This is a genomic window from Pseudomonas shiyinii (assembly GCF_056725765.1).
Genome location: NZ_CM161522.1, coordinates 3781828 through 3801286 on the forward strand (window position 1 = coordinate 3781828; position 19459 = coordinate 3801286).

At 63.8% G+C, this 19459-nt stretch carries 17 protein-coding genes; 9 read left to right on the plus strand and 8 right to left on the minus strand.

The window, feature by feature from the left end; all coding sequences use genetic code 11:
- Window positions 1-45: 45 nt before the first annotated feature.
- From ACXHGZ_RS17040 to mreB, 4 genes are all read right to left on the minus strand, one after another.
- A complete protein-coding gene (locus ACXHGZ_RS17040; protein WP_480460668.1) occupies window positions 46-645 on the minus strand; it encodes a Maf family protein in 600 nt (199 codons plus the stop codon).
- Window positions 646-676: 31 nt separating this feature from the next.
- A complete protein-coding gene (gene mreD / locus ACXHGZ_RS17045; RefSeq protein WP_084854551.1) occupies window positions 677-1165 on the minus strand; it encodes a rod shape-determining protein MreD in 489 nt (162 codons plus the stop codon).
- Window positions 1165-2235: a rod shape-determining protein MreC gene (gene mreC / locus ACXHGZ_RS17050; RefSeq protein WP_480464083.1), complete on the minus strand. Its 1071-nt coding sequence runs from the start codon at window positions 2233-2235 to the stop codon at window positions 1165-1167. Before mreC ends, mreD begins: the two co-directional genes overlap by 1 nt.
- Before the next feature lie 212 nt (window positions 2236-2447).
- Window positions 2448-3485: a rod shape-determining protein MreB gene (mreB, locus tag ACXHGZ_RS17055; protein WP_003255163.1), complete on the minus strand. Its 1038-nt coding sequence runs from the start codon at window positions 3483-3485 to the stop codon at window positions 2448-2450.
- Window positions 3486-3686: 201 nt separating this feature from the next.
- Between mreB and gatC the strand changes: the two genes are divergently transcribed.
- The 5 genes from gatC to ACXHGZ_RS17080 all read left to right on the plus strand — a co-directional run bounded on the left by gatC (window position 3687) and on the right by ACXHGZ_RS17080 (window position 8530).
- Complete coding sequence (gene gatC, locus ACXHGZ_RS17060; protein WP_084854553.1) at window positions 3687-3974, plus strand: Asp-tRNA(Asn)/Glu-tRNA(Gln) amidotransferase subunit GatC; 288 nt, start codon at window positions 3687-3689, stop codon at window positions 3972-3974.
- Between the two features lie 15 nt (window positions 3975-3989).
- Window positions 3990-5441, plus strand: coding sequence for an Asp-tRNA(Asn)/Glu-tRNA(Gln) amidotransferase subunit GatA (gene gatA / locus ACXHGZ_RS17065; protein WP_480460669.1), 1452 nt, complete (start codon window positions 3990-3992; stop codon window positions 5439-5441).
- Window positions 5442-5452: 11 nt separating this feature from the next.
- Window positions 5453-6898 (plus strand): Asp-tRNA(Asn)/Glu-tRNA(Gln) amidotransferase subunit GatB, encoded by a 1446-nt coding sequence (gatB, locus tag ACXHGZ_RS17070; RefSeq protein WP_480460670.1) that lies wholly within the window; start codon window positions 5453-5455, stop codon window positions 6896-6898.
- A 140-nt stretch (window positions 6899-7038) separates the two neighbouring features.
- Window positions 7039-7425 carry a septal ring lytic transglycosylase RlpA family protein gene (locus tag ACXHGZ_RS17075; protein ID WP_480464084.1) on the plus strand — a complete coding sequence of 129 codons (387 nt, stop codon included), beginning with the start codon at window positions 7039-7041 and terminating at the stop codon, window positions 7423-7425.
- Window positions 7426-7486: 61 nt separating this feature from the next.
- A complete protein-coding gene (locus ACXHGZ_RS17080) occupies window positions 7487-8530 on the plus strand; it encodes a calcium/sodium antiporter (RefSeq protein ID WP_084854556.1) in 1044 nt (347 codons plus the stop codon).
- Between the two features lie 81 nt (window positions 8531-8611).
- On the opposite strand, the gene ACXHGZ_RS17085 is transcribed toward ACXHGZ_RS17080, so the two are convergent.
- From ACXHGZ_RS17085 to ACXHGZ_RS17100, 4 genes are all read right to left on the minus strand, one after another.
- Entirely contained in the window at window positions 8612-9973 is a 1362-nt protein-coding gene (locus ACXHGZ_RS17085; protein WP_480460671.1) for an amino acid permease, read from the minus strand.
- A 56-nt stretch (window positions 9974-10029) separates the two neighbouring features.
- Window positions 10030-10971, minus strand: coding sequence for an AEC family transporter (locus ACXHGZ_RS17090; protein WP_084854558.1), 942 nt, complete (start codon window positions 10969-10971; stop codon window positions 10030-10032).
- 365 nt (window positions 10972-11336) lie between these two features.
- Window positions 11337-11897: a response regulator transcription factor gene (locus ACXHGZ_RS17095; protein ID WP_084854559.1), complete on the minus strand. Its 561-nt coding sequence runs from the start codon at window positions 11895-11897 to the stop codon at window positions 11337-11339.
- A complete protein-coding gene (locus ACXHGZ_RS17100; protein ID WP_480460672.1) occupies window positions 11894-13153 on the minus strand; it encodes an ATP-binding protein in 1260 nt (419 codons plus the stop codon). Before ACXHGZ_RS17100 ends, ACXHGZ_RS17095 begins: the two co-directional genes overlap by 4 nt.
- A 201-nt stretch (window positions 13154-13354) precedes the next feature.
- On the opposite strand from ACXHGZ_RS17100, the gene ACXHGZ_RS17105 reads away from it, so the two are divergent.
- From ACXHGZ_RS17105 to ACXHGZ_RS17120, 4 genes are all read left to right on the plus strand, one after another.
- The gene (locus ACXHGZ_RS17105) at window positions 13355-14071 is read left to right on the plus strand and encodes an SIMPL domain-containing protein (protein WP_224456821.1); all 717 of its coding nucleotides are present in this window, start codon (window positions 13355-13357) and stop codon (window positions 14069-14071) included.
- Between the two features lie 336 nt (window positions 14072-14407).
- A complete protein-coding gene (locus ACXHGZ_RS17110) occupies window positions 14408-16033 on the plus strand; it encodes an ABC transporter substrate-binding protein (RefSeq protein ID WP_196143624.1) in 1626 nt (541 codons plus the stop codon).
- Between the two features lie 160 nt (window positions 16034-16193).
- Window positions 16194-17786, plus strand: a complete 1593-nt coding sequence (locus tag ACXHGZ_RS17115; protein ID WP_480460673.1) for an ABC transporter substrate-binding protein — start codon at window positions 16194-16196, stop codon at window positions 17784-17786.
- A 232-nt stretch (window positions 17787-18018) separates the two neighbouring features.
- Window positions 18019-19398: an OprD family porin gene (locus ACXHGZ_RS17120; protein ID WP_084854564.1), complete on the plus strand. Its 1380-nt coding sequence runs from the start codon at window positions 18019-18021 to the stop codon at window positions 19396-19398.
- The last annotated feature ends 61 nt before the right edge of the window (window positions 19399-19459 follow it).

Sequence of the window (19459 nt, forward strand, 5' to 3'; positions counted from 1 at the left end):
TCGTCAAAGGTCTTGGGTAATGATGGATCGCCGTCAGGTCGCTGGCTAGCGCGAAGCTGGAACCTCATGTTGCTGCCAGCACGGGATGGAGAACTGCTCCAACAGCTGGGCGGTCTCGAACAGGGGCAGGCCCACTACGGTCGAATAGCTGCCCATCAACTCCCTGACGAACACCGCGCCCAGGCCCTGGATGGCGTAGCCCCCGGCCTTGTCCAGCGGTTCGCCGGTGGCCCAGTAGCGCTCGGCTTCTTCGCGGGTGATGGCGCGGAAATACACGTGGGTCCCGACGCAGATGTCCAGGCAACGCTGGCCGTCGGTCACCGCGATGGCCGTGATGACCTGATGATGGTCATCGGACAGTTCGGCCAGCATGGCCAAGGCATGCTCACGATCACGAGGTTTGCCGAGGATCCGCCCGCCGATCGACACCACGGTGTCGGCCCCCAGCACCACGCCAGGCCCGTTCAGCTGCGCAAAACCTGCACCCGCCTTGGCCCGGGCCAGACGCACGGCGTAGGCAGAAACGCCCTCGTCGGGCAACGGGGTTTCGTCGATGTCGGCCTTGATGGTGGTGAACGGTACGCCGATCTGGGTAAGCAGCTCACGGCGGCGTGGCGAGGCGGAGGCCAGGTACAGCGGCTTCATGTCGACATCTCCCTGTCAGTCGGCGGTGCCGTCAGTTGATATGCAAGCGTCGGCGCAGGTCGCGCAGGGCGAAACTGATCCAGGGCCAGAGCAAGGCACTGATCACTGCCGACCAGACCAGTGCCAGCGTCGGCAGGCGGTTGCCGGTCAGGGCGCTGAGCCACAGCTGGATCAACTGGGCGATACCGAAGATCACCAGGATCACCAGGCTCTGCTGCCACATCGGGTACATGCGCAAGCGCTGTTGCAGGGACAGCACCAGGAAGGTGATCAAGGTCAATACCAGGGCGTTTTGCCCAAGTAGCGTGCCGTACAGGACGTCTTCGGCCAGACCCAGGACGAAAGCGGTGGTCATGCCGACCTTGTTGGGCACCGCGAGGGTCCAGAAGGACACCAGCATCGCCAGCCACATAGGACGGAACACTTCCATGAACTGGGGCATCGGCGAGACGCTGAGCAACAGGCCGATCGCGAAGGTCAGCCAGATGGCCCAGCCGTTCTTGCTGCGGGAACGCGCCATCATTCTCTCCGGGGTGGGGTCGGGGCCGCTGGGGCCGATGCCGGGCTAGCGGGTGCCGCCGCAGGCGCCACGGGCGCATTGGGAGCAGCGGGAGCAGGCACAGCAGCAGGTGCCGTTACAGGGGTTGCCGGTACTGCGCCAGGTGTTGCCGGCGCGGTGGCTGGCGTGGCAGGCGCGGCCTGCCCGTTTTCACCGGCGGCCTGGCCATGCTCCGGCATACCCTTGCGGTCGGCCTCTTCCTGGGCGAGTGCAGCGTCCGTGGCCCGTTCTTCTGGCGTACGCCGGTCGCTGAACACCAGCAGCATGTAGCGGCTGCGGTTGAGTGCGGCCGTGGGAATGGCGCGGACGATGGCGAACGGCTGGCCGGAATCGTGGATCACTTCGTTGACCGTGGCCACCGGGTAACCCGCCGGGAAACGCTGGCCCATGCCGGAGCTGACCAGCAGGTCACCTTCCTTGATGTCGGCGGTATCCGCCACATGGCGCAGCTCCAGGCGCTCCGGATTGCCGGTGCCGCTGGCGATGGCACGCAGGCCGTTACGGTTGACCTGTACCGGGATGCTGTGGGTGGTGTCGGTCAGCAGCAACACCCGGGCGGTGTAGGGCATCAGCTCCACCACCTGCCCCATCAGGCCCCGGGCGTCGAGCACCGGCTGGCCGAGGAACACGCCGTCGCGCTCCCCCTTGTTGATCAGGATACGGTGGGTGAACGGGTTGGGGTCGACACCGATGAGCTCGGCCACTTCGACCTTCTCGTTGACCAGCGCCGAGGAGTTGAGCAGCTCGCGCAGCCGCACGTTCTGTTCGGTCAGGGCCGCCAGTTTCTGCAGGCGCCCCTGCAGCAGCAGGGCTTCGGTCTTGAGCTTCTCGTTTTCCGCGATCAGCTCGGTACGGCTGCCGAACTGGCTGGCCACCCCCTGCCACAGGCGCTGCGGCAGGTCGGTAATCCAATAGGACTCCATCAGCACCAGCCCCATCTGGCTGCGCACTGGCTTGAGCACGGCGAAACGCGAGTCGACCACCATCAGCGCGACCGACAGCACCACCAGTACCAGGAGACGAACGCCCAGCGAAGGGCCCTTGGAGAAAAGCGGTTTAATGGGCCGTTCCTCGTGGACGACGATTCAGGAGGTCATTGAACATGGGGCAATGCACCGGCCTGCTTGCGGGTTGAACGGAAACGACGCCCGGACGGACGCCAGCCCAGCGCATACAGGTAGCACTGTGCGTGCTACCTGTAAACCGGGCGAACACAATCCATGCATGCATGGATGGCGCAGGATCACTCGCTGGAGAGCAGGTCCATGGCGTGTTTGTCCATCATCTCCAGCGCACGGCCACCGCCACGGGCGACGCAGGTCAGGGGATCTTCGGCGACGATCACCGGCAGGCCGGTTTCCTGGGCCAGCAGCTTGTCCAGGTCGCGCAACAGCGCGCCACCACCGGTCAGCACCAGGCCACGTTCGGCGATGTCCGAGGCCAGCTCCGGCGGCGACTGCTCCAGGGCGCTCTTGACCGCCTGGACGATGGTCGCCAGGGACTCCTGCAGCGCTTCGAGCACTTCGTTGGAGTTCAGGGTGAAGGCACGCGGTACGCCTTCGGCCAGGTTACGGCCACGGACGTCGACTTCGCGCACTTCGCCGCCCGGGTAGGCAGTGCCGATTTCCTGCTTGATGCGCTCGGCGGTGGATTCGCCGATCAGGCTACCGTAGTTGCGGCGCACGTAGGTGACGATGGCTTCGTCGAAGCGATCACCGCCAACCCGTACGGATTCGGCATAGACCACGCCATTGAGGGAGATCAGGGCGATTTCGGTGGTACCACCACCGATGTCCACGACCATCGAACCACGAGCTTCTTCGACCGGCAGGCCGGCACCGATGGCAGCGGCCATCGGCTCTTCGATCAGGAACACCTCGCGGGCACCGGCGCCCAGGGCGGATTCGCGAATGGCGCGACGCTCTACCTGGGTCGACTTGCACGGCACGCAGATCAGCACGCGCGGGCTGGGCTGCAGGAAGCTGTTCTCGTGAACCTTGTTGATGAAGTACTGCAGCATTTTTTCACAAACGCTGAAATCGGCGATCACGCCGTCCTTCATCGGACGAATGGCAGCGATGTTGCCAGGCGTACGGCCCAGCATGCGCTTGGCCTCGGTGCCGACCGCGACGACGCTTTTCTGGTTGCCGTGGGTACGAATGGCAACAACCGAGGGTTCATTCAGGACGATACCGCGCTCACGCACGTAAATAAGGGTGTTGGCAGTACCCAGGTCGATGGACAGATCGCTGGAAAACATGCCACGCAGTTTCTTGAACATGGGAAAGTGACCCTAGGCAAAGCGTGGGTAAAAAAGTGCGGCAAACTCTAACAATGGCAGGGATTTTGGGCAAGGAGCCAATATGTTAAATTGGCAGTTTTTCCGAGCACGCCGGCAGATGATCGTCGCCGTATGACCATCAAAATGCTGGCATGTTCCTCACTTCGGACCCCATCCGTTCCGTTTCTCCTGGAGATCCCCATGGCGCTTCAACGCTGCGACGTGGAAAAGATCGCCCATCTGGCCCGCCTGGGCCTGAATGAAGGCGAACTGCCACGCATTACCGATGCCTTGAACAGTATTCTCGGGCTGGTCGACCAGATGCAAGCCGTCGACACCAGCGGCATCGAGCCCCTGGCCCACCCCCTGGAGGCCAGCCAGCGCCTGCGCCCCGACCAGGTCACCGAAAGCAACCAGCGCGACCGCTACCAGGCCATCGCCCCGGCGACCGAAAACGGCCTGTACCTGGTTCCGAAAGTCATCGAGTAAGGGAAAGAGCCTGCCATGCATCAATTGACCCTGGCCGAGATCGCCCGCGGACTCGCCGACAAGTCGTTTTCTTCCGAAGAGCTGACCGGCGCCCTGCTGGCGCGTATCAAGCAGCTCGACCCACAGATCAACAGCTTCATCAGCATCACCGAGGAACAGGCACTGCAACAGGCCCGCGCCGCCGACGCCCGCCGCGCCAACGGCGAAGCCGGTGCCCTGCTCGGCGCACCGATCGCCCACAAGGACCTGTTCTGCACCAGCGGCGTCCGCACCAGCTGCGGCTCGAAGATGCTCGACAACTTCAAGGCGCCCTATGACGCCACCGTGGTCGCCAAGCTGGCCGAAGCCGGCATGGTCACCCTGGGCAAGACCAACATGGACGAATTCGCCATGGGCTCGGCCAACGAGTCCAGCCACTATGGCGCGGTGAAGAACCCGTGGAACCTCGAGCATGTCCCTGGCGGCTCCTCGGGCGGTTCGGCCGCCGCCGTCGCCGCGCGCCTGCTGCCGGTGGCCACCGGCACCGATACAGGTGGTTCTATCCGCCAGCCGGCGGCCCTGACCAACCTCACCGGCCTCAAGCCGACCTACGGCCGCGTCTCGCGCTGGGGCATGATCGCCTATGCCTCGAGCCTCGACCAGGGCGGCCCGATGGCCCGTACCGCCGAAGACTGCGCCCTGCTGCTGCAAGGCATGGCCGGTTTCGACGCCAAGGACTCCACCAGCATCGACGAGCCGGTGCCGGACTACAGCGCCAACCTGAACGCGCCGCTCGAAGGCCTGCGCATCGGCCTGCCGAAGGAGTACTTCGGCGCCGGCCTCGACCCACGCATCGCCGACCTGGTCCAGGCCAGCGTCAAGGAGCTGCAGAAGCTCGGCGCGGTGATCAAGGAAATCAGCCTGCCGAACATGCAGCACGCCATCCCCGCGTACTACGTGATCGCACCGGCAGAAGCTTCCTCCAACCTGTCGCGCTTCGACGGCGTACGTTTCGGCTACCGCTGCGAGGAGCCCAAGGACCTCACCGACCTGTACAAGCGCTCCCGTGGCGAAGGCTTCGGCGTCGAAGTGCAGCGCCGTATCATGGTCGGCACCTACGCCCTGTCCGCCGGCTACTACGACGCCTACTACGTGAAGGCGCAGCAGATCCGCCGCCTGATCAAGAACGACTTCATGGCCGCCTTCAACGACGTCGACCTGATCCTTGGCCCGACCACGCCGAACCCGGCCTGGAAGCTCGGCGCCAAGAGCAGCGACCCGGTCGCCGCCTACCTCGAGGACGTCTACACCATCACCGCCAACCTGGCAGGCCTGCCGGGCCTGTCGATGCCGGCCGGTTTCGTCGATGGCCTGCCGGTCGGCGTGCAGCTGCTGGCTCCGTACTTCCAGGAAGGCCGCCTGCTCAACGTCGCGCACCGCTACCAGCAAGTCACCGACTGGCACACCCGCGCTCCTAACGGCTTCTGAGGAATTCACACATGCAATGGGAAGTTGTGATCGGGCTGGAGATTCATACCCAGCTCGCCACCCAGTCGAAGATCTTCTCCGGCAGCGCCACCACCTTCGGCTCCGAGCCGAACACCCAGGCCAGCCTGGTCGACCTCGGCATGCCTGGCGTCCTGCCGGTGCTGAACCAGGAAGCCGTGCGCATGGCCTGCATGTTCGGCCTGGCCATCGATGCCCAGATCGGCAAGCGCAACGTGTTCGCGCGCAAGAACTACTTCTATCCGGACCTGCCCAAGGGCTACCAGATCAGCCAGATGGACCTGCCGATCGTCGGCAAGGGCCACCTGGACATCGCCTTGGAAGACGGCACCATCAAGCGCATCGGCATCACCCGCGCGCACCTGGAGGAAGACGCCGGCAAGAGCCTGCACGAAGACTTCAGCGGCTCCACCGGCATCGACCTGAACCGCGCCGGCACCCCGCTGCTGGAGATCGTCTCCGAACCTGACATGCGCAGCGCCAAGGAAGCGGTGGCCTACGTCAAGGCGATCCACGCCCTGGTGCGCTACCTGGGTATCTGCGACGGCAACATGGCCGAAGGCTCGCTGCGCTGCGACTGCAACGTCTCGGTACGGCCGAAGGGCCAGGCCGAGTTCGGCACGCGCTGCGAGATCAAGAACGTCAACTCGTTCCGCTTCATCGAGCGCGCCATCAACAGCGAGATCCAGCGCCAGATCGACCTGATCGAGGACGGCGGCAAGGTGGTCCAGGAAACCCGCCTGTACGACCCGAACAAGGACGAGACCCGCTCCATGCGCAGCAAGGAGGAAGCCAACGACTACCGTTACTTCCCCGACCCGGACCTGCTGCCGGTGGTCATCGAGGACAGCTTCCTCGAAACCGTCCGCGCCGGCCTGCCGGAGCTGCCGCAACAGAAGGTCGAGCGTTTCCAGAGCCAGTATGGCCTGTCGGCCTATGACGCCAATGTGCTGGCCGCCAGCCGTGAACAAGCCGACTACTTCGAGGAAGTCGCCCGCATCGGTGGCGACGCCAAGCTGGCAGCCAACTGGGTGATGGTCGAACTGGGCAGCCTGCTCAACAAGCTGGGCGTGGAGATCGACCAGGCACCAGTGAGCGCCGAGCAGCTCGGCGGCATGCTGCTGCGCATCCGTGACAACACCATCAGCGGCAAGATCGCCAAGACCGTGTTCGAGGCCATGGCCGCCGGTGAAGGCGATGCCGACAGCATCATCGAAAGCAAAGGCCTGAAGCAGGTCACCGACACCGGCGCGATCGACAAGATGCTCGATGAAGTGCTCGCCGCCAATGCCGAACAGGTCGAACAGTATCGCGCCGCCGACGAGGCCAAGCGCGGCAAGATGTTCGGCTTCTTCGTCGGCCAGGCGATGAAGGCGTCCAAAGGCAAGGCCAACCCGGGGCAAGTGAACCAATTGCTCAAGGCCAAGCTCGAAGGGTAACGCGGTATTGGGGCCGCTTGGCGGCCCATCGCGGCACAAGGCCGCTTCTATAGGTTCGAAGCCCTGTAGGAGCGGCCTTGTGCCGCGATCGAGGGCAACGCCCTCGCCTGCTGCTTCCTTATAACGGAGCACCTGAATTGATACGCCGTTCTTTCAGCGCCCTCGCGCTCTTCTCTCTGCTGGCCGGCTGTGCCAGCCATGACATCGCTTCCCGCGACATCGATTCCCGAGGCTATGACCAGACCGGCGTCGCCTCCTATTATGGCGCCCGCCATCATGGCAAGCGCACTGCCAGCGGCGAGCGCTTCAACCAACATGGCCTGACCGCCGCCCACCGCAGCCTGCCCTTCGGCAGCCGGGTGCTGGTCACCAACCTGGCCAACAAACGCAGCGTCGTGGTACGCATCAACGACCGAGGCCCGCATACCCGCGGCCGATTGATCGACCTGTCACGCGCCGCAGCAGAAAAAATCGGCATGATCCGTAGCGGAACGGCGCGCGTCCGGGTACAAGGGCTAAGCGACTGACCTGACAGGAGTCCCGACCATTTTCGACCTGGCCACCCTCCCCACCTTCAGCCTCCTGCAACTGGGCTTCGGCCTGGTGTTGCTGGTGATCGGTGCCGAACTGCTGGTGCGCGCCGCGCTTCGCCTGGCCCTGCGCCTGCACGTGCGCCCGCTGATCATCGGCCTGAGCCTGGTGGCCTTCGGCAGCACCGCGCCACAATTGACCGTGAGCCTGCAGGCGGCCTTCCAGGGCGCCCCTGACGTCGCGGTGGGCAGCGTGATCGGCAGCAACATCTTCAATGTGCTGGTGATCCTCGGGTTGGCGGCGCTGGTCATTCCCCTGCGGGTTTCCCGGCAGTTGGTGCGCCTGGATATCCCACTGATGATCGCCGCCAGCGGCCTGGTCTACCTGCTGGCCGGCAATGGCCTGCTGGGCCGGCTCGAAGGCCTGCTGCTGGTCCTGGGCTTGCTGGGCTACCTGGGCATGCTGTGGCACCAGTCACGGCATTACGCCCGTACCTACCCTGCCCCGGAAACCGTGCACACCAGTGCCGGGCGCTTCTGGAGCGGCGCAATACTGCAGGTGCTGCTGGGCCTGGGCCTGCTGAGCCTCGCCGGCCATCTGCTGCTCGAAGCTGCCGTAGAAGTGGCCACCGACCTGGGACTCTCCGAACGCATCATCGGCCTCACGGTGGTTGCCGTCTGCACGTCCTTGCCGGAGCTGGCCGCCGCCCTGATCGCAGCGCTGCGTGGTGAACGGGAGATCGCGGTGGGCACGGTGATCGGCAGCAACCTGTTCAACCTGCTGGCCGTGCTGGGCCTGACCGCAGTGGTCGCGCCAGAGCCGCTGTCGATTTCGCCCAACGCCCTGGACTTCGACCTGCCGGTGATGTTGGGTGTCGCGGTGTTGAGCCTGCCGGTGTTCTATTCCGGTTACCGCGTCACCCGCGCCGAAGGGCTGGTATTTCTCTGCCTCTACCTGGCCTATGGCCTGCATGTGGTGGCCTTCACCACAGGCATGCCTCTGGCCGGGCGGCTGGAACACCTGATGTTGTTCTACGTCTTGCCGGTGCTGGCTGCGGTGTTGCTGTACACCACGGTACGGGCGTGGCGGCGCCAGCACTGATTGATGTAGGGCTTAGGCGGGGCGTTGCGGTTGAGACCGAGCGTCGCGCGGGCGGCGCTCGGTCTCTTAGACGCAGAAAACCTAACGACGAACCTGACGCGCCTTCTTCATCCGGAACGCGACCCACAGCACCGCGATCCACAACGGGATCAACATCACCGAGATGCGGATCGGCGGCGTCAGGTACATCACCACCAGAATCAGCACGATGAACGCCAGACACAGGTAGTTGCTCAGCGGGTGCCACAAGCTGCGGTAGAACGGGGTGATCCCAACGGCCAGCTTGGCCTTGCGGAACTTCAGGTGGGTGATGCTGATGCTTGCCCAGTTGATCACCAGGGCCGACACCGCCAGGGCCATGAGCAGGCCGAAAGCCTCGCCCGGCATCAGGTAGTTGATCAGCACGCACAGGCCGGTGGCGAATGCCGAAACGCCCAGCGCCGTCAACGGTACGCCACGGCGGCTGACCTTGAGCAACTGGCGTGGCGCATCGCCCTGGCTGGCCAGGCCGAACAACATGCGGCTGTTGGCATAGACACAGCTGTTGTACACCGACAACGCAGCCGTGAGCACCACGATGTTGAGGACGGTCGCCACCAGGTCGCTGTCCAGTTCATGGAAGATCATCACGAACGGGCTGCCGCCCTGCACCACTTTCTGCCACGGGTACAGCGACAGCAGCACGGCCAGCGCGCCGATGTAGAAGATCAGGATGCGGTAGACCACCTGGTTGGTGGCCTTGGGGATGCTCTCGCGCGGGTTGTCCGCCTCGGCCGCGGTGATGCCCACCAGCTCCAGCCCACCGAAGGAGAACATGATCACCGCCAGGGCCATGATCAGGCCAGTGACGCCGTTGGGGAAGAACCCGCCGAACTGCCACAGGTTCGCCACGCTGGCATCCGGCCCGCCATGGCCGCTGCCCAGCAACCAGGCGCCGAAACCGATCATGCTGACGATCGCCACCACCTTGACCAGGGCGAACCAGAACTCCAGCTCACCGTAGACCTTCACCTGGGTCAGGTTGATGGCATTGATCACCACGAAGAAGATCGCCGCCGTGGCCCAGGTGGGGAAGTCCGGCCACCAGTACTGGACATAGATGCCCACCGCGGTCAGCTCGGCCATGCCCACCAGCACGTACACCACCCAGTAGTTCCAGCCAGAGACGAAGCCTGCGAACTCGCTCCAGTACTGGTGGGCGAAGTGGCTGAAGCTGCCAGCGACCGGCTCCTCGACCACCATCTCGCCCAGCTGGCGCATGATCAAGAAGGCCATCAGGCCGGCAATGGCGTAGCCCAGCAGCACGGACGGGCCGGCCAGCTGGATGGTCTGGGCGATGCCCAGGAACAGCCCGGTGCCGATGGCCCCGCCCAGCGCGATGAGCTGGATATGGCGATTCTTCAACCCGCGCTGTAACCGCTCGGGCGTGCTCTGGTCTTGCATGAAGTGTCCTCAGGTCGGGAGGCGTGTTGTTGTAGGTGTCATGTGCAGTGAAGGATCTAGATCCATCCTCCCCACTGCAAGATGAAAATGCCGATATTGGTGGTGATCGCGGCGAGCAAGGTGGTGATCACGATGATCGAGGCCGCCAGTTCGTGGTTGCCGTTCGCCGCCCGCGCCATCACATAGCTGGCCGCCGCGGTCGGGCTACCGATATAGAGGAACAGGATACCCAGCTCGGCACCACGGAACCCACAGAGCCAGGCGCCCAACGTGCCGATCAGGGGCAACCAGACCACCTTGACCAGGCTGGCATCGATGGCCAGCCTGCCACTGTCACGCAACGCGGCCATGGACAAGGTCCCGCCGATGCAGATCAGGGCCAATGGCAAGGTCATCTGGGCGAGGTAGTCGCTGGAGGTCAGCAACCAGTTGGGCAGTGGCACCTGGCCGTAGGCCATGGGCGTAGCGAGCAGCACGCTGATGATCAGCGGGTTGCTGAAGATGCTCTTGCAGATGCTCACCGGGTCGGACTTGAGGTCCGGGCTGTAGACGGCGAGCACGATGGTGGACAGGGAGTTGTACATGAGGATCACCAGGCCGGCGAGCACCGCGCCCAGGGAGATGCCGTAGTCGCCGTACAGGCTGGCCGCCAGGGCCAGGCCGATCACCCCGTTGTTGCCGCGAAAGGCGCCCTGGGTGTAGATGCCGCGGTCGGGCCTGGGGCTGCGCCAGATGGCCAGGCCCCAGGACAGCGCGAAACTCGCCAGGGTCGCGATGATGAAATAGAGCAGCACGCCGGGTTTGACGGCAGTGGTAAGGTCGGCGTGGTAGATGCCGAGGAACAGCAGGGCCGGCATGCAGACGTTGAACACCAGCGACGAAGCGACCTTGATGAAGTTGTCGTCGATCAGGCGGATACGCTTGAGGAGCACGCCCAGGAACAGCATGGCGAACACCGGGGCCGTGATGTTCAGCGTCTGGATGAGAAGGGCGAGCATTGCGGGTCCTGAGGGGTTGCCGTTAGAGGGCTGATGATACGCGAACTGGGGGGATTTGCGGGGAACGGAGGCGTTCCGCGAAATTTCACCGGCAACGGTGGCCGCTGCTGGCAGGCTCATGCGGTTGGGTTGGCTGCCCTGGCCCTATCGCCGGCAAGCCGGCCCCCACGGAGGGGCACTGCCTTGCAAAGTGTCTGGACTGGCGCGATCCCTGTGGGAGATTACCCAGCCCTTCGGGCTGCGCTGTCGCGCAGAGAACAAGCGGCCAATGCTGCCCCTGTGGGAGCGGGCTTGCCGGCGATGGGCTGCGGAGCAGCCCATCGCAGTGGACCGCCCCCCAACCACTGAACGACCCGGTGAGTCGATCAGCGCCGCACAGGCCGCTTCTGCAACTTGCGCTGCAGCGTACGCCGGTGCATCCCCAGCGCACGCGCCGTAGCCGAGATGTTTCCATCATGCTCAGCCAGCACCCGCTGGATGTGCTCCCACTGCAACCGATCCACCGACATCGGGTTCTCTGGCACCAGCGAATCCAGGTCCGCATGCTCGGACAACAACGCCGCCAGGACATCGTCCGCGTCCGCCGGCTTGCACAGGTAGTTGCAGGCCCCGCGCTTGATCGCCTCGACCGCGGTGGCGATGCTGGAATACCCCGTCAGGATCAGCACACGCATCTCCGGGTCCAGCTCCAGCAGCTTGGGCAGCAGCACCAACCCCGAATCGCCATCCATCTTCAGGTCCAGGGTGGCGTAGTCAGGCACGTCCTGCTTGGCCAGCACCAAGCCCTCCTCGGCACTGGAAGCGGTGCTCACACGAAAGCCGCGACGGCTCATGGCCCGCGCCATGACACGGGTGAAGGTGGCGTCGTCGTCCACCAGCAACAGGTGCGGCAGCTCTTCGCCTTCGACCAGGTTTTCTTCGCTCATCGTTCATCTCCTCGCTTGCCATGGGGCAGGCGCAGCTCGGTGAGGGTGCCGCCCTGTTCATGACTATAGAGTTTCACCGAGCCGCCAGCACGGGTCACGCTGGCCTTGCTCAGGAACAGGCCCAGGCCGAAGCCTTTGCCCTTGGTGGTAAAGAAGGGTTTGCCGATCGCCTCGGCAATCGCCACGGGAATGCCTGGACCGTGGTCACGAATGCTGATGATGACGTCCTGCTCGTCCCAGTCCAGCTGTACTTCCAGGTCGTCTGGGCAGGCATCGGCGGCATTGTTCAGCAGGTTCAACAGTGCCTGGGTCAGGTCCGGCGGTGGCGTCAGGCGTGGTACCGCGCCGTCGCGCAGGCGCTGGAAGCGGTACGTGGTCTCCGGCCGCATCAGGTGCCAACGGTTGAGCGCCTCGTCCAGCCAGGCGGTCACCTCCTGCTCCACCACGCTCATCCGGCGGTTGGCTTCGGCCGCGCGCACCAGCTGCTGCAAGGTCTCCTTGCACAGCTTGACCTGGTCCTGGAGCACCTCCAGGTCTTCCTGCAATTGCGGGTCGGTATGGTCCTGGCGCATCTCGTTGAGCAGCACGCTCATGGTCGCCAGTGGCGTACCCAGCTCGTGGGCGGCGCCTGCGGCCTGGGTGGCCACCGCCAGCAGTTGTTCGTCGCGCAGGCTCTCTTCGCGCCGGTCGGCGCGCAGCTTTTCCTGGCGGCGCAGCTCCTCGGCCATGCGCGCGGCGAAGAAGGTGATCACCCCGGCGGCCAGGGCGATGCTCAGCCACATGCCGTAGACCTGCATCTTGTCCCGCGCCATAGGCAAGGTCTCGAGCGGGTAGAACTGCACCAGCAGCAGGCTGTAGGCTACCAACGCGATGCCCGACAGCACCAGCGAGTAGATCCATGGCAAGGTCACCGCGGCAATCGCCAGCGGCACCAGGTAATAGGAAACGAAGGGGTTGGTCGAGCCCCCCGAGTAATACAGCAAGGCGCTGTGGATCAGCAGGTCGCAGGCCAGCTGGAAGGCATATTCCAGCTCGGTGACCGGCAACGACAGGCGCAGGCGCAAGGCCGTGAACGCGCACAGCAGCGATGAAAGTGCCAGCGTCGCCGCCAGCGACAGCCAGGGCAACGGCAGCAGCTCGGTCCAGTAGGCCACGCCTACGGACCCGGCCTGGGCGGCCAGGACCAGGATGCGGATGAAGGTCAGGCGCCAGAGGTTCTGGCGGGTAGCGGACAGCGGGTGAACGGCAGCGAGCATGAGCTCTCCTGATGAGTGCTCCAGGACAATCGCCTGGAGTATACCGAAGCCAGGCACCGCACAGCAGCAATGCGGCAAAGCGCCACACTTTGTCACAGGTTCATGATGGCACTTAGGAACCCACTACACTGTTGCCGGTCTGATGGGCCATGCGTGGCAAGGACATCGCCCCCACGCTTTCTTTTTGCCAAGGAGTCAACCATGCAATTACCTCGTCGCAGCACTGCGCTGATCCTGTCCTGTGGCCTGTTGGCCAGCCTGCCGGCGCTGGCAGCCGAAGCGCCCCGCTACAACCAGGTATCGCTGCGCGCCGAAGTCAGCAAGGAAGTGGCACGCGACCTGATGGTCGTGACGCTCTACAGCGAAGCCCAGAACAGCGACCCCGGCAAGCTGGCCAAGGAAATCACCGAGACCATGAACAAGGCCGTGCAGCAGGCGCGCCAGGTCAAGGATGTGAAGATCAGCCAGGGCAGCCGCAACAGCTACCCGGTGTACGACAGCAAGGGCCAGAAGATCACCGGCTGGCGCGAGCGCGCGGAGCTACGCCTGGAAAGCGCCGACTTCCCTGCCCTGTCCAAGCTCACCGGTGAACTGCTGCAGGACCTGAAGATGGGCGGCATGGACTTCTCCATCGCCCCGGCCACCCGCAAGGCCAGCGAAGACGCCCTGCTCAAGGACGCCGTCGATGCTTTCAAGGCCCGCGCACAGCTGGCCACCGAGGCATTGGGTGGCAAAGGCTACAAGGTGGTCAGCCTGAACCTCAACAGCAGCGGTTACCCACGCCCCTACCTGCGTAGTGCGCCGATGGCCATGAAAGCCATGGCGGCCGACGAAGCAGCCCCGGCGCCGGACATCGAGGCCGGCACCAGCGAAGTCAGCATGAATGCCGATGGCCTGATCGAAGTACAGATGCCCTGATCGGACCTATGGGCGAAGCGACAGGTGCAACGCTTGTCGCTTCTCTGTTTACCCACATTGCTGGAACTGTCAGTTCCAAAAGACCTTTCCCACAGCGTTTAAAGCACTTTCCTATTGACTTGCAGATCAACAAATAAACGGCAAATTGCTGGCAAAAAACCATCGCAAACGTACAACTTGCGGCAAAGTTACATGGATGCGACATCCATGTACGTTGGTCCCACTATTTTGACGCCAACTATCCTTCTGCCTGTTGCATTGGCAATCTCGCCTGCATAAGTATCCGCAAGTCGGCTCACGAGGCCACCTCAATCGAAAAAGAACAATGAGGCCACCATGCTAAAACACGCAGTCATTCCGTTTCTGGTCGGCGCAGGCTTGCTCGCCGGCGCACCTTCCGCACTCGCAGCCACCAACCTGGTGTTCTGCTCCGAAGGCAGCCCTGCCGGCTTCGACCCCGGCCAATACACCACCGGAACCGACTTCGATGCCTCGGCTGAGACCGTCTTCAACCGCCTGACCCAGTTCGAACGCGGCGGTACCGCCGTCATCCCAGGCCTGGCCACCAAATGGGACGTTTCCGAGGATGGCAAGACCTACACCTTCCACCTACGCGAAGGGGTCAAGTTCCACAGCACCGACTTCTTCAAGCCGACCCGCGAATTCAACGCCGACGACGTGCTGTTCACCTTCAACCGCATGCTCGACAAGAACCACCCGTTCCGCAAAGCCTACCCCACCGAATTCCCTTACTTCACCGACATGGGCATGGACAAGAACATCGCCAAGGTGGAGAAAATCGACGATCACACCGTCAAGTTCAGCCTCAACCAGGTCGACGCCGCCTTCATCCAGAACCTGGCCATGAGCTTCGCCTCGATCCAGTCCGCCGAATATGCCGACCAGCTGCTCAAGCAGGGCAAGGCCGCCGACATCAACCAGAAGCCCATCGGCACCGGCCCGTTCGTGTTCAGCAAGTACCAGAAAGACGCCCAGATCCGCTTCAAGGGCAACAAGGACTACTGGAACCCCGACGACGTGAAGATCGACAACCTGATCTTCGCCATCAGCACCGACGCCTCGGTGCGCATGCAAAAGCTCAAGAAGAACGAGTGCCAGGTCACCCTCTTCCCACGCCCGGCGGACATCGAGCCGCTGAAGAAGGACCCGAAGCTGCAGATGCCTGAACAGGCCGGCTTCAACCTCGGCTACATCGCCTATAACGTGATGGACAAGGTCAAGGGCAGCAACGAGCCCAACCCCCTGGCCCAACTGAAGGTGCGCCAGGCCCTGGACATGGCGGTGAACAAGCAGCAGATCATCGAGTCGGTATACCAGGGCGCGGGCCAGCTGGCGGTCAACGCCATGCCACCGACCCAGTGGTCCTACGACACCACCATCAAGGATGCCCAGTACGATCCGGAGAAGGCCAAGCAGTTGCTCAAGGAAGCCGGCATCAAGGAAGGCACCGAGATCACCCTGTGGGCCATGCCGGTGCAGCGCCCCTACAACCCCAACGCCAAACTGATGGCCGAGATGCTCCAATCCGACTGGGCCAAGGTCGGCATCAAGGCCAAGATCGTCAGCTACGAGTGGGGCGAGTACATCAAACGCTCCAAGGGCGGCGAGCAAGGCGCCATGCTGATCGGCTGGAGCGGTGACAATGGCGACCCGGACAACTGGCTGGGCACCCTCTATGGCTGCGATGCCATGGACGGCAACAACTTCTCCAAGTGGTGCTACAAGCCCTACGACGACCTGATCAAGCAAGCCAAGGCCACCCCCGACCAGGCCAAGCGCACCGAGCTGTACCAAAAGGCACAGCACATCCTCAAGGAACAGGTGCCGATCACGCCCATTGCCCACTCCACCGTCTACCAGCCGATGAGCGCCAAGGTGAAGGACTTCAAGATCAGCCCCTTCGGCCTGAACTCCTTCTACGGCGTGAGCGTGGAGAAATAGCGCCAGCCCCTGCGCCGCAGGCCTGATGGCCTGCGGCGGTACCCAGCGCCACGAACGCAATCTGCAACCGCGCCCTCCCGATGCCACCCGCATCGGGACAGGAACCCTGTTGCCGCGATTCAACCCATTGCGGCGAAAACAGACGGAAAAAGGACTCGCCATGCGCCACGCCACACTCCTCAGCACCCTGCTCGGCCTCGGCCTGATGACCCAAGCCCCTGCCCTGCTCGCCAAGAACCTGGTGTTCTGCTCCGAAGGCAGCCCCGCCGGCTTCGACACCGCCCAGTACACCAGCGCCACCGACAACGATGCCGCCGAACCGATCTACAACCGCCTGGTCGAGTTCGAACGTGGCGGCACCGCTGTCCAGCCCGCCCTGGCGACCCGCTGGGAGGTCTCCGAAGACGGCCTGCGCTACACCTTCCATCTGCGCGAAGGGGTGAAGTTCCACGGCAACAAGACCTTCACCCCAAGCCGCGACTTCAACGCCGATGATGTGCTGTTCACCTTCAACCGCATGCTCGACGAGAACCACCCATTCCGCACGGCCTACCCGACCGAGTTTCCCTACTTCATCAGCATGGGCCTGGACAAGAACATCGCCAAGGTCGAGAAGACCGACCCGCTGACCGTGGTATTCACCCTCAACAGCGTCGACGCCGCGTTCATCCAGAACCTGGCCATGAGCTTCGCCTCCGTCCTCTCCGCCGAGTACGCCGATCACCTGCTGGCCGAGGGCCGCCCCAGCGACATCAACCAGAAGCCGATCGGCACCGGCCCGTTCGTGTTCCAGCGCTACCAGAAGGACTCGCAGATCCGCTACAAGGGCAACAAGGACTACTGGGCGCCGGAGGACGTGAAGCTCGAGAACCTGGTGTTCTCCATCAACATCGACCCGTCGGTGCGCATCCAGAAGCTGCGCCGCAACGAATGCCAGGTCACCCTGCATCCGCGCCCGGCGGACCTGCCGTCGGTCAAGGCCGACGACAAGCTGCAGGTGTTGCAAAAGCCTGGTTTCAACCTCGGCTACATCGCCTACAACACCCAGCATCCGCCCTTCGACCGGCTTGAGGTGCGCCAGGCCATGGACATGGCGGTGAACAAGCAGGCGATCATCCAGGCGGTGTACCAGGAAGCCGGCCAAACGGCAGTCAATGCCATGCCGCCGACCCAATGGTCCTACGACACCAGCATCAAGGACGCCAAGTACGACCCGGAAAAAGCCAAGCAACTGCTCAAGCAGGCCGGGGTCAAGGAAGGCACCGAGCTTACCCTGTGGGCCATGCCCGTGCAGCGGCCCTACAACCCCAATGCCAAGCTGATGGCCGAAATGCTCCAGGCCGACTGGAGCGAGCTCGGCTTCAAGGTGCGCATCGTCAGCTACGAATGGGGCGAATACCTCAAGCGCATGAAGAACGGCGAGCACGACATCGCCCTGATCGGCTGGACCGGCGACAACGGTGACCCGGACAACTGGCTGGGCACCCTGTACAGCTGCGATGCCATCGGCAGCAACAACTATTCCTTCTGGTGCGACCCGCAGTACGACACGCTGGTCAAGAAAGCCAAGCAGGTCACCGACCGCGAGCAGCGCACCCAGCTCTACCAGCAAGCCCAGCAACGTCTCAAGCAACAGGTACCGATCACTCCGGTGGCCCACTCCACGGTCAACCAGCCGATCAGCGCCAAGGTCAACGACTTCCGGGTCAGCCCCTTCGGGCGTAACGACTTTTCCGGTGTGAGTGTCGACTGACCGGACCGCGACCCGCGAACCGGCCGAATCCATCAAAGCGCCGGGCTGGCGAGGGCTTCGCCCTCGATCGCGGGGCAAGCCCGCTCCTACACGGTCTGCGCCAGCAGCCTGATCTACCGGTTCCCCGAATTTGCCCGGCGATCCCGCGGCAAACCTGGCAGTACCGCTGTACCGCAACATGCCCGGCCCACAAGGCACGGGAATAACTAGAAAACAGAAAGGGAGCTTCACCTTGAGACGTACAACCATCACCGCACTGGCCCTGGCCATAAGTGCAGTTTCCACCGCGGCACAGGCCGACCCTGTCAGCCAGGACTTCGTGCCCATCACCCTGAAGTCCAGCAGTGAGCAGGCCGAGGCCAGCGGCTTTCTCGAAGGCCAGAGCCTGACCGGCAGCACGCGCAACTGGTACGCCCGGGAACGCGCCACCCGCGCGCCGCTGTTCAAGTACTACAAGAGCGACGGCACCCGCCACGCCACCCACAGCCGCGACAACTGGGTGCAGGGCACCATCCTCAACTACAGCTCGGGCTTCACCCAGGGCACCGTGGGCTTTGCCGTGGAAGCCGCCGGCTACAATGCCATCGCCCTGGAACGTGGCCGCGCCGCCGTGGCCGGGCCGAACAACCGTACACTCACCCATAGCGACGGCGACGTGATCGGCCAGTGGAGCAAGATGGGCTTGGCCAACGTCAAGGCGCGGGTGTCCAACACCACCCTGACCGTCGGTCGCCAGACGGTCGATACCCCAATGATGGCCTACATCGGCAACCGCGCGCTGCCGTCGAGCTTCCAGGGTGCCTTCCTGCACAGCGCCGAATTCGACAACCTGTCGTTCGACCTGGGCACCTTCGACCGCGTCTCGCCACGTACCGAACAGAGCCTGAGCAAGTTCCGCAGCGAGTACAGCGCCACTGGCGTCGAAACCGACCGTGCCAGCACCATCGGGGTCAACTACCAGCCGTTCAAGAGCCTGAACACCAGCCTCTACGCCACCAAGGTCGAGGATTTCTGGAACCAGTACTACTTCGGCGCCAACCATGTGCTGGGCGACAGCGCGGTGCTGAGCCTGACCACGGGCCTGAACTACTACAAGACCGTGGACGCCGGCAGCCGGAAGATGGGCCAGATCGACAACGACACCTACAGCCTGTCGTTCGGCCTCACCCACCAGGCCCACACGCTGTCCGCCTCCTGGCAGCAGGTCAACGGCAACGAGTACTTCGACTACCTGCACGAGACCAACGGCATCTACCTGGCCAACTCGCTGCTGTCGGACTTCAACGGCCCCAACGAGAAATCCCTGCAGATCTCCTATGTGCTGAACATGGCGCCCTACGGCGTGCCGGGGCTCAAGTTCAACGTGTACAACGCGCGCGGCTGGGGCATCGACGGCACCCATTACCGGGGCACTGCGTATGACGTCAATGGCATGGACGGCGAGACCCATTATGAATGGGGCATCGGCACCAGCTACGCGGTACAGAGCGGGCCGCTGAAAGACACCAGCATCCGCGCCACCTACACCGCGCACCGTGCCAGCAAGGCCCAGGCCGATGGCAGCCTGGACGAGCTGCGTATCGTCACCACCATTCCGTTCAACATTCTCTAAGCCAGGATGCCCGGCCCGCCCCGTGCGGGCCGCGGCAACTATGCTGGAACAATTTGCAGGG